Genomic DNA, 9166 nt, shown 5'->3' with positions numbered 1-9166 from the left:
CTCGTTCCGTAAAGCTCCCTTGTCAGGCGTTCCCTCAGGGCGGTAAAGTCGAGGCCGAGAATGGAAACCCGGCGGATGTAGGAATCGAACATCACGCCGAGGTCGTAACCGTATCCTGCAAACCTGTCGGGAACCTCTCCGTAGTGCTCCTCAAAATCCCGGACGAAATCCGCTACATCCCTGGTGGAAGAGAAAGGGTTAAAATCAGTGACACAGTAAAGGCCTTTCAGGTCACCCATTTCCTCTTTCAGGAAATTCACGTTCACCCACGATGAGAAGGAAAAATAGGGAACCTTGATATTATAATAGACCATCTGCGCGTGGAGAAAAACCCCCCGGCCGGGGACGTCGAGGATAAATACCCCGTCAAACGGAGCGGGCATCGACACATCCCTCTCCTCGACCCTTGCGTACTCCTCAAAATTGCTTTCCCGAACGATATCCTTGATGAGCCACACGAAATCCTCGGTTTCGGGAGGATAGCTCCTGTCCACGACGATATCTACCCCCTGCATCTCCGCCGCCCTGATCACCTCGGCGCGGTATGCCCTTCCGTATCCATTTTCGGGGTAGAGGATGGCGGCTCTGAACACACCCGAGGAAAAGGCGAAGTTCACCAGCTTCATCGCCTCCTGGGACGGCTTCAAGCCGAAATTGATAAAGCCCCTTCCCCTGTCCAGGTATTTCTGGCCCAGGTAAAAGATCGGTGGAAAGCCGTCTCCCTCCTCGAAAAAATATCCTTCCCGGCTCGATAGCGGCCCCACGACTGCCAGAACTTTCCTGCCCACCCTCCCCTCCTCCAGGTGTCGGGCGAGCATCGATGCGTTGCCGTACGTATCGTGTACCTCGATAAAGAAGGAATTCTCCGGGAACCCTGACCGGGACGTGGTTTTCATCAAAACCATTTCCAGGCCCGCCAGGACCGTGAAGCTGAAGTCCGAATAGGGGCCGGTAAAGGGGAGGTAGACAGCGATCACCGGCTTGCCGTAGCTCTCTCGAGCCAGCGCCATCTCTATCTCGTCCCCCTGCTCCTTCTCCCCCGTAAAGTCAGAAATGTCGGCAAATTTATCGAGAAAATAGCGGGTGAAACCGTAGAGTTTCTCTTCCATGCACCTCCGGGCTGCCAGGTAGGATATGAGGGTCCTGAAATGGAGCGTATTGGTGCTCTCCAGGGCGGTCTTGAAGACGAAGGGGTTGGCTGTCGCGGCGAAAAGGGACGATATCGTATTGGAGGCCTGAGCGTATATTTCCTCCCTGCGCTCGTAATCGCTCAGCACGAAAGCTTTCTCGAAGGAAACGGAAGCCTCGACGGGATTTTCGAGCCGCGCATCGGCGTTTGCCATGAACAGGTACATTTCCCTTTCGTCGAAGTCGACGAATCCGGAATCTCCGAGAAAACCTGCAACCTGCTTCGCTTCCCGGTACCAGCCCATCTCGGCGAATATTTTCATTCTCAAAAACATCGCCGAGTAGAGATTATACCGTGCCTTCAGCAGGGGGATTGCCTTCTCGATGACCTCGAACGATCTCTGGTAGTCACCGAAAGCATAGGTTATTTTCGCTATCCGGAAGTAAACGTACCCCTTCCTTTCGTCATCGACGGGCAACCCCGAGAGGGCCTCGTAGAACTCAAGCGCTCTTCTTCCCCCCGCCCTCCTGATGATATTTTCCCCCTTTATGAGGTCGATCGCGGAAACTCGCACCTTCTGGATATCCTCGACGGGTTCCCCCATCGCGGCTCTTTCCGATTCACCTTCCGTCTCGGGGTGCACGGGAAATCCAATGAACAGGCAGGAGAAAAGGAGCAGTGCCAGAAGTATCGTCTTTTTTAACGATGCGTGAGGTTTCGACAAAAAAGCGCCTCCCTCACCCGAAGATCTCCTTCACTTTCTCAAAAAAGCTCTTTCCAAGGGGTCCTGTCTGGCCTCCGGAAATCTCTTCGAACTCCCGCAAAAGCTCCTTCTGATCTTTCGTGAGCTTCTTGGGCACTTCTACGATTATTCGGACGATGAAATCTCCCCTTCCGAAGCCGTTCAGAACAGGGACGCCTTTTCTCTTGAGTATGAACTCGGTCCCCGCCTGGGTGCCCGGAGGGATTTTCAGCTTTTCCTTCCCCTCCAGGGTCGGGGCCTCGATCTCGCAGCCGAGAGCCGCCTGGGGAAAGGAGAGGGGGATCGCACAGATGACGTTATTGCCGACCCTCTCGAAGAGGGGGTGCGGTTTGACAGAGATCATCACGTAGAGGTCGCCCGGCGGGCCGCCATGCCTTCCGGGCTCTCCCTCTCCGCGAAGCTTGAGCCTGGTCCCGTTGTCCACCCCCGCCGGCACCCTGACGCTCACCTTCTTATCTTTTCTGACCGAAGCCGTTCCCCGGCATTTGGGACACAACTCGCGGACGGTCCTTCCCTGGCCCTTGCATCTTGCGCAGGTCCTCGTGACGCTGAAAAACCCCTGCTGGTATGAAACCTGCCCGTTCCCGTTGCAATCGGGGCACACATCTATCGATGTCCCCTCTCTGGCGCCCGTACCGCCGCAGTCCCTGCATGCCTGGTGCGTCGGGTAGGTTATGAACTTGTCGGCGCCGGAAACCGCGTCGCCGAAGTCGATCTCGAGGTTATAGCGTAAATCCGCCCCCTTCTGGGCCCTCGTTTTCGTGCCCCGTCCGAAGACATCGCCGAAAAACTCGGAGAAAATGTCCTCGAATCCGCCCATGTGGAAGCCAAAATCGCTGAACCCGAATCCCTCGGAGCTCGCCGAACCCATGGAGGTTCCGTAGAGGTCGTACATCCTCCTCTTCTCGGGATCGGAGAGGACTGAATAGGCCTCGTTGATCTCCTTGAACTTCTCCTCGGCGCCCCTGTCGTCGGGATTTCTGTCGGGATGGTATTTGAGGGCAAGCTTCCGGAACGCGCTCTTTAAATCCTCTTCCGAGGCATCCCTGGAAACACCCAGTATCGAATAAAAGTCTTTTCCTTTTTTCAACGTGGTTCCCCGCTCAGTTTCGTAAGAAAGCTTCTCCCATTATATATTTTTCCCGGGCATGGTGCCGGAAAGGAGCCGTCAGTCATCCCTGTCTTCGGAAAGCCCCCCCTCTTCCCCCGTTCCCCCGTCGGGTTCTGCCACCACTACCACCTGGACGGGGCGAAGGAGTCTGCCGTTCAACATATACCCTTTTCGGATGACCTGGTAGATCGTCCCGGCCTCCCTGTCGGGCACGGCGATACTGGATACGGCCTCGTGAAAATTCGGGTCGAAGCCCTCATCCCCGGCGTCGAGCTGGACCACACCAAACTTTTTAAGTACCTTGAGGAACTCGTTATAGGTAAGTTCGACCCCTGAAAGAAGCTGGCTGTCCCCTCCCTCCTCTCTGCCGTGCACGAGACCCAGTTCCAGACTGTCCAGCACGGGGATGAGCTCTTTTATCAACCTTTCGTTGCCGAAGGCGACGAGCTGCTCCCTCTCCTTTGCGGTTCGCTTCTTGAAATTATCGAGTTCGGCGTGAACGTAGAGGATACGATTCGACAGCTCCTCGTTCTCCCTGGTCAACCTTTCCAGGGCCTCGTCGATGGTCTCCTCAGGCTCCCGCTCGTCCCCGCCCGCCGGGACCTCCTCTACGGCGGCCAGCTCATTTTCCCGCTCATCGAAGGTATTGTCAAAGTCCCGGTCTTTTTTTTCTCCAGACATCCTGTTCACCTCATGTGTTGATTAGTTGTCTTCGAATTTGCCGCTCAACAGCTGAGCCGTGAACTCAACGAAGGGGATAATCGTTCCGTAATCCATTCTCACCGGGCCGACTACCCCTATTTTTCCTATCGTGGAATCGGACCTCCTGTACCCTGCAGAGATGACAGAAAGATCCTTGAACTCCTCGAGGGGATTCTCCGCGCCGATGGTTACCTGCAACCCCTCGGAGGACATCGTGTTGTCTATGAGTTTCAAGAGAGTGGTTTTCTCCTCGAAGCTCGATATGACGTGCTTGAGTTTATCCAGGTTCTCCGCAAACTCCGGCTGGGAGAGAATCTTCGACTGGCCCTCCACGATAATCTTGGCTTCGCTCATCTCGAGGGCTTTGTCCCCCAGGTTGAGCGCTTTTTTCACGATGCGGTTGTACCGGGCCTTCTCCCGCCTGAGCTCCTTCATGATAATTTTTCGCGTCTCCATTATGGTTCTGTTTTCAACGACCTCCTGATTGAGGTAGTTGGATATCCTGTCGAGTTCGTCCTGGCTGATGTCCTCGTCATGGTCAAAAACCCTGTTCTGAACGAGGCCCGATTTCCCAACGAGGAGCACCAGTATTCTCCGCCTGCTCAAAAGAACGAAGCCGATGTGTTTCAGCACGAGATGGCCCGGCCCGGGTGCGAGTAAAACGCAGGCATGCTGGATTCGGTCGGAGAGAATCTTGCTCGTTCCCTTCAGCATCTCGATCATGTCACTTTTGAAGTTGTCCACCTTGGCGCTGATGCTCTCCATCTCCTCATTCTTCAGAGACCGGAGCTGCATCAGCCTCTCCACGTAGTAGCGGAATCCCGCAGTGGTCGGAACTCTCCCGGAGGAGGTATGGGGCTGGTACAGATACCCCATGTCCTCGAGGTCGGACATCACGTTCCGTATGGTTGCCGAACTCAAATCCAGGGGAATCTTCTTGGTCAGCGTCCTGGACCCGACGGGTACCACAGCCCGCACGAATTCCTCGACGATGGCCTTCAGGATTATGTCCTCTCTCTCAGCCAGCTTGTTCATATTTCCCGGCAACCTCATCTTTAGCACTCTATCTACCCGAGTGCTAACCTTCAAAATACCAGAAAATAAGGGCAATTGTCAATAGCAACGGCTCCTCGTCGCCCCGCCGAAAAGCCGGGACCTGCAGAAAAAAACCTTAAGAAAACCGTATGGTTACGATTCCCCGACGACGGCTTCCCGGAAACCGGCGCGGGAGACTGTCATCACCCTATCTAAGCAGGGGGTCACCGGACCTCAACAGGTCGAGAAGCTCCATCCTCGTTGCATGTTTCGTCCTGAAGACCCCCAGCATGGCCGATGTGACCGCCTTCGCATGCTGTTTCTCGACGCCCCGCATCATCATGCAGAGATGATATGCTTCGATTATCACCGCGGTGCCGTGCGGCTCGAGGGTCTCAAATATCGCGGAAGCGATCTCCTGGGTAAGCCGCTCCTGTACCTGAAGCCGCCGGCTGTAAATCTCTACAACCCGGACGATCTTCGAAAGCCCGACGATCTTTTGCTTCGGAAGATACGCCACGTGGCACTTCCCGAGAAAGGGAAGGATATGGTGCTCGCAGAGGCTGAAGATGTCGATATCCTTGACGATGACCATCTCGTCGTATTCTTCCCGGAAAATAGCCCTTTTCAGCACCTGTTTCGGGTCCTTTTTGTACCCCGAGGTGAGATACCTGAGCGCCTCCTCCGTCCTCTCGGGCGTCTTTTTCAGACCCTCCCGCAACGGATCCTCTCCAACTTCGCGTATGATCTTTTTTATCAGTTCCTTCATGACACTTACCGTTTTCCTCATTCCGCATACCTAATCTACTGCCCTCTTGGCCGATAGTCAAATGGGAAAGACAGGAGAGCGTAAAAACCCTTCAGAAGGACAGAGCGGAAGAACGACAGAAAGGAACGTGCAAAAAAAGAACCGGTTCGCCAAAGGATTCGAAGCCGCGAAGATCCGATGTTGTTTGCTTTGAACGCTTTAGCTTGAACCCTGAACGGGCTATTTATTTATAATCTCATTGAAACGGGCAGGACTTTGTGGGGTTATAGTAGATAATGGTCTTTTCCCTCGACAGAAAAAGCGACGAGGCCCTCATGAAACTGCTCTCCCGGGGAAGGGAAGAGGCCTTCGACGTCCTTTTCCGGCGGCATTTCCAGCGCCTCGTCTCCTTCTTCTACAGGTCCATACACGATGAAGAGTCTGCGAAAGAACTGGCGCAGGAGGTATTTTTGAGAGTATTCCGGGCAAAAGAAACGTTCGAGGAGCGGGCAAAGTTCACCACCTGGATGTTCACGATAGCCAGGAACAGCCTGATAAATTACTTCCGGGACAGCAAGAAGACGGCCCACCTGGTGATGGGGAGCGTCTCGGATGAGAGCGTCTACGACTACCACCTGAAACGGTACCCCTCCACCGTTCCGGACCCTTCCGATTTGGCACAGGCAGCGGAGCTCGAGGTCATCGTTCAGGAGGCAGTCGAGGCGCTGCCCGAATCTCTCAGGACGCCCTTCGTGCTCGCCCAGGTAAACGGGCTGTCCTACCAGGAGATAGCACAGATTTTGAGCATAACGCCGGGAGCCGTAAAGTTGCGGGTCTTCAGGGCAAGGGAGACCCTCGTTGCCCACCTCGGGGAAATCGGGGTGAAACGAAAGAGCCAGAATGGTGTTTAACAGGATAAGGAGGAAACAGTGAAAAACGACTGCACTTTCATACGGGAACTCGTTTCCCTGTCGCTGGATGGAGAGGAGGGGCGGAAGGAGAAAAGCGCGCTGGTCGAACACCTGCGTGTATGCGAGGAGTGCGGGAAATATCTCGATATCCAGAAGGTCCTCCGTGAAAAGGCAAGAGAGGTGCCCCCCGTTTCCGCCGGCGAGATCGAAAAGAGATTGGGCAGGGTCCGTCCCGGAAGGGAAAAGGAAAAGGCCGCGGGATGGATATTCTGGCCTTCCCTGAAGCCGGCTGCCCTGGGACTGGTGGCCGTGCTTCTGGCCTCCACGATCCTTTTCGTCGCCGGGAAAGAGAGGATGCAAACGCTTTTCATGGCGAGGAACAACAGCCAGATAATCGGGACACTTCCGGATGAGGAGAGAGAGTTTCTGCTCTTCGTTGAGGAAGAAAGCGGGGAGGGCGAGGAGGATATTTTCGAAACACTGCAGGAAATCGACGAGATGGAAGAAATCTTCACGAATGGGAAGGCGGGAACGTAATGAGAGCACAAAATCACAGAACCGGCCCGATATTAATCACGCTCCTTGCAGCGGCGCTCTTCATGGTGCTTCCCGGCCAAACAGCCACCGCAAAACGGGGAGGCAACGCCGCTCCCCATTATCGTATCGGGAAGAGGGACGGCCCGGGCAACCCGGAAAACATGGAAAGGTGGAGAAAGCTTCCCCCCGAACGGAAAGAGAAGATTATCAAGCGCTACAGGAGGTGGGAGAAGCTGCCCCCGGAAAAGCGGGAGCGGATCCTCAAGCGGTACAGAAAGTTCAAGAACATGCCCCCGGAAAAGCGGGAGCGGATGAAGAGAAGGTGGAAGAGGATGCAGGAGCTCTCCCCGGAGGAGAGGGACAACCTGCAAGGAACCATGTCGAAATTCAGGAGATTTTCTCCCGAGAAAAAGGGTGCCATCAGGAACAACATGAAAGGCCTGCAGAATATTCCCGTGGAGAAAAGGTATGAACGGTTCATGGAAATGGACCAGCTTCGCGACTTCACCCCCGGGGAAAGGGATGTCCTCTACAAATATTTCTTCGAGATAAGAAGGGATTAGCACGTCGTTTCCGGCTTGCAGTTCGAGGGCGTGAGAAATGGTGATGATCCCGGCGGTTTATCTCCCCGTTGTATCTTAAAAAAACTCTCCGGACCTACCGCTTTCCCTGCCGGTCTTTTGTCTGCTCTGCACTCATCGAAAGTCTCCGGCAACTGCCGGAATCAACCGCCTCATCACCCACCCCCTCTCCCGGCACCGAAGTAGAAGATGACAAAAATGGCGATGAGAAGAATGTACAGGATATCTCCCCTGGACACCGCTTTGCCCTCCTTTAAGGCCAGCGCCCGCTGGCCCGGGATTACGCTCACCTGAAGGGCGAACGTTTCGGCCCGCAGGAGCTTTTGCCGGTCCCCGGACGTGTCCTGGCGAATAGGCTGAACCCCCGTTTTACGCCTTCACCGTCGCAGTAAGGGCAGCGCTCGTGCTCTTTGTCCTCCGATATTTTCCTGTAGGCCTCAAAGATTTTGTTGCAGCTTTTGCAGGAATACTCGTAAATCGGCAATGTGCATACCTCCGCTCTTTTTTCGTCTCAACGTTATCTTCACTCCCTTCACCCCGTACCGTGCTCCCGATAAATACCTGTTTTCGGGCATCATCCACATCCTCGGTGAACCTTTTTCCCGTTTTCCCGGGGTATATACAAGATGCGTGCCAGCAATTTCATTCGCATAACACACTGATTCTGTTGAATTTTTTTTCGCCCTCCCGGGCAGCCCGGGAGCGCACCCGTTGCTTTAGGAAAAAAGTGTTGCACGGCGGTGCAACATCGTTCAGGAAAAGCCGTACTTTTTCATCTTTCTCCAGAGGGTCGTCCTGTCCACGCCCAGCTCCCGTGCCGTTTTCCCCCTGTTCCAGCGGTTTTTTTCCAGTGCCCGTGCGATCTTTTCCCTCTCGCTGAACTGCGCAACTTCCCGTGAGGCATCCACGGGTCCGCAGGGCTCCTGAAAAATCGCCTTCCTCTTCTCCCTGCAATACTCGAGGATTTCGGGGTCGAGGTCGGCAGCGGTGATGATATCCTCCTTCGCGCACACAACGGCCCGTTCGATAAGGTTTTCCAGCTCTCTGACGTTCCCGCCCCAGGGGTAGCTCATGAGGCACTTCATCGCGTCGGGGGAAACGCCCCGCGCCCTCTCGATACCTCTCTTCTGGAGTTTTTTGAGGACATGCTCGGCCAGCATGGGGATATCGTCGACCCTTTCCCTGAGGGGAGGGATGTGAATAGGAATGACGTTCAACCGGTAGTAGAGGTCTTCCCGGAACGTCCCCTCCCTCATCAGTTTCTTAAGATCCCGGTTGGTTGCGGCGATAACCCGGACGCTTACCCGTATGGTTTTGGAGGACCCGACCCGCTCGAACTCGTGATCCTGAAGAACCCGGAGGAGCTTCACCTGTATGGAAAGCGGGATGTCCCCTATCTCATCGAGAAAAACCGTTCCCCCGTCGGCAGCTTCGAACCTTCCCACCTTGTCGCCGATAGCCCCCGTGAAGGCTCCCTTCACATGACCGAAGAGCTCGCTTTCAAGGAGCGTCTCGGTAAGGGCGGCGCAGGTCACCTTGACGAAGGGCCCCTTTCTCCGCGAAGAGAGATCGTGGATCGCCGTGGCGAAGAGTTCCTTCCCGACCCCCGACTCCCCCGTTATCAGCACCGTTGAATCGGTGTCCTTGAT

General features: G+C 55.1%; 10 protein-coding genes. 3 read left to right on the top strand and 7 right to left on the bottom strand.

All coding sequences use genetic code 11. From position 1 onward, the window contains the following. The 5 genes from GTN70_09060 to folE form a co-directional block, all read right to left on the bottom strand. Positions 1 to 1853: ABC transporter substrate-binding protein (locus GTN70_09060; GenBank protein ID NIO17133.1), on the bottom strand; the 1853-nt coding region annotated here is incomplete at its 3' end. Between the two features lie 13 nt (positions 1854 to 1866). Beyond that, positions 1867 to 2982 (bottom strand): molecular chaperone DnaJ, encoded by a 1116-nt coding sequence (gene dnaJ / locus GTN70_09055; GenBank protein ID NIO17132.1) that lies wholly within the window; start codon positions 2980 to 2982, stop codon positions 1867 to 1869. Between the two features lie 78 nt (positions 2983 to 3060). Continuing rightward, entirely contained in the window at positions 3061 to 3684 is a 624-nt protein-coding gene (gene grpE / locus GTN70_09050) for a nucleotide exchange factor GrpE (protein ID NIO17131.1), read from the bottom strand. A gap of 21 nt (positions 3685 to 3705) precedes the next feature. Further along, positions 3706 to 4740 carry a heat-inducible transcription repressor HrcA gene (gene hrcA / locus GTN70_09045; GenBank protein ID NIO17130.1) on the bottom strand — a complete coding sequence of 345 codons (1035 nt, stop codon included), beginning with the start codon at positions 4738 to 4740 and terminating at the stop codon, positions 3706 to 3708. Positions 4741 to 4948: 208 nt separating this feature from the next. Next, complete coding sequence (gene folE / locus GTN70_09040; GenBank protein ID NIO17129.1) at positions 4949 to 5509, bottom strand: GTP cyclohydrolase I FolE; 561 nt, start codon at positions 5507 to 5509, stop codon at positions 4949 to 4951. 275 nt (positions 5510 to 5784) lie between these two features. On the opposite strand from folE, the gene GTN70_09035 reads away from it, so the two are divergent. Genes GTN70_09035 through GTN70_09025 form a run of 3 tightly spaced genes read left to right on the top strand, consistent with a single transcriptional unit; the run spans position 5785 to position 7499 of the window. Further along, positions 5785 to 6399 carry a sigma-70 family RNA polymerase sigma factor gene (locus tag GTN70_09035; GenBank protein NIO17128.1) on the top strand — a complete coding sequence of 205 codons (615 nt, stop codon included), beginning with the start codon at positions 5785 to 5787 and terminating at the stop codon, positions 6397 to 6399. Between the two features lie 18 nt (positions 6400 to 6417). After that, entirely contained in the window at positions 6418 to 6936 is a 519-nt protein-coding gene (locus tag GTN70_09030) for a hypothetical protein (GenBank protein NIO17127.1), read from the top strand. Continuing rightward, the gene (locus GTN70_09025; protein ID NIO17126.1) at positions 6936 to 7499 is read left to right on the top strand and encodes a DUF3106 domain-containing protein; all 564 of its coding nucleotides are present in this window, start codon (positions 6936 to 6938) and stop codon (positions 7497 to 7499) included. The genes GTN70_09030 and GTN70_09025 overlap by 1 nt, the downstream gene beginning before the upstream one ends. A gap of 304 nt (positions 7500 to 7803) precedes the next feature. Here GTN70_09025 and GTN70_09020 read toward each other — a convergent pair whose 3' ends face one another. Continuing rightward, positions 7804 to 8001 (bottom strand): zinc ribbon domain-containing protein, encoded by a 198-nt coding sequence (locus tag GTN70_09020; GenBank protein NIO17125.1) that lies wholly within the window; start codon positions 7999 to 8001, stop codon positions 7804 to 7806. A gap of 268 nt (positions 8002 to 8269) precedes the next feature. Continuing rightward, positions 8270 to 9166, bottom strand: an 897-nt coding sequence (locus GTN70_09015; GenBank protein ID NIO17124.1) for an AAA domain-containing protein, incomplete at its 5' end; no start/stop codon positions are given.

The organism is Deltaproteobacteria bacterium, from assembly GCA_011773515.1.
Taxonomy (GTDB): Bacteria; Desulfobacterota; Deferrimicrobia; order J040; family J040; genus WVXK01.
The sequence above is the reverse complement of the archived record's forward strand: the minus strand, read 5'-3'. Positions and strand labels throughout refer to the sequence as shown.

What these genes read in the sequence shown, in the direction of transcription:
- folE (NIO17129.1), bottom strand. Translation starts at nt 5,509, where the DNA reads ATGAAGGAACTGATAAAAAAGATCATACGCGAAGTTGGAGAGGATCCG.
- GTN70_09035 (NIO17128.1), top strand. Translation starts at nt 5,785, where the DNA reads ATGGTCTTTTCCCTCGACAGAAAAAGCGACGAGGCCCTCATGAAACTG.
- hrcA (NIO17130.1), bottom strand. Translation starts at nt 4,740, where the DNA reads ATGAACAAGCTGGCTGAGAGAGAGGACATAATCCTGAAGGCCATCGTC.
- GTN70_09025 (NIO17126.1), top strand. Translation starts at nt 6,936, where the DNA reads ATGAGAGCACAAAATCACAGAACCGGCCCGATATTAATCACGCTCCTT.
- grpE (NIO17131.1), bottom strand. Translation starts at nt 3,684, where the DNA reads ATGTCTGGAGAAAAAAAAGACCGGGACTTTGACAATACCTTCGATGAG.